The 573-nt window shown below is 43.6% G+C and carries 2 protein-coding genes; both read left to right on the top strand.

From position 1 onward, the window contains the following. A partial coding sequence (locus tag PROVRUST_RS20255; protein WP_006816474.1) for a P2 family phage major capsid protein occupies positions 1–268 on the top strand: 268 nt, incomplete at its 5' end. 18 nt (positions 269–286) lie between these two features. Further along, on the top strand, positions 287–573 hold a 287-nt coding region (gene gpM / locus PROVRUST_RS18635; RefSeq protein WP_248696652.1), incomplete at its 3' end, for a phage terminase small subunit.

Genomic DNA, 573 nt, shown 5'->3' with positions numbered 1-573 from the left:
TCGTCAAGTGGTTGATAACGCTAAACGTGACCGTATCGAAAACTACGAATCAGTCAATGAAGATTACATCATTGAAGATTATGACTGCGTAGCGCTAATTGAAAACATCGAGCTTACCAAAGGTAAGCAAGAGCCTGATGCGCCAGCGGGTGATGATGCTGAGCAGAAAGCAAAAATGTTAGCGACAGCAGAAGAAAATGACGCGCTTAAAGCTGAGCTTGATGCTCTAAAAAAAGAGCTTGAGCAGAAAGAAAAAGCAGGGAAATAAGGGGTAAGTCGTGAACCCGTGGGAAAAAAACGCATGCAAGTGGAGGCAAAGAACGTCGGAGCGTATGGCGTTCTTGCTGACCCATCAGCAGCAACACAAGTTAAATTGATGTTGAGGCAGAACATGCGTGATTTGAGCAAAATTCAATCATTTGAACGTAAAGCGGCATATAAGCGAAAAGCCTTGCAGTTGTATGAAACGTGGGTCACTGAAACGCTAAAAGGCAATTCAGGGGCGCAAGATGATGTATTGATGTATCTCATGTTGTGGTGTTTTGATGCGGGTTATATGAGCAAGGACTGTTA

This window comes from Providencia rustigianii DSM 4541 (assembly GCF_000156395.1).
GTDB classification, from domain to species: Bacteria; Pseudomonadota; Gammaproteobacteria; order Enterobacterales; family Enterobacteriaceae; genus Providencia; species Providencia rustigianii.
The sequence above is the reverse complement of the archived record's forward strand: the minus strand, read 5'-3'. Positions and strand labels throughout refer to the sequence as shown.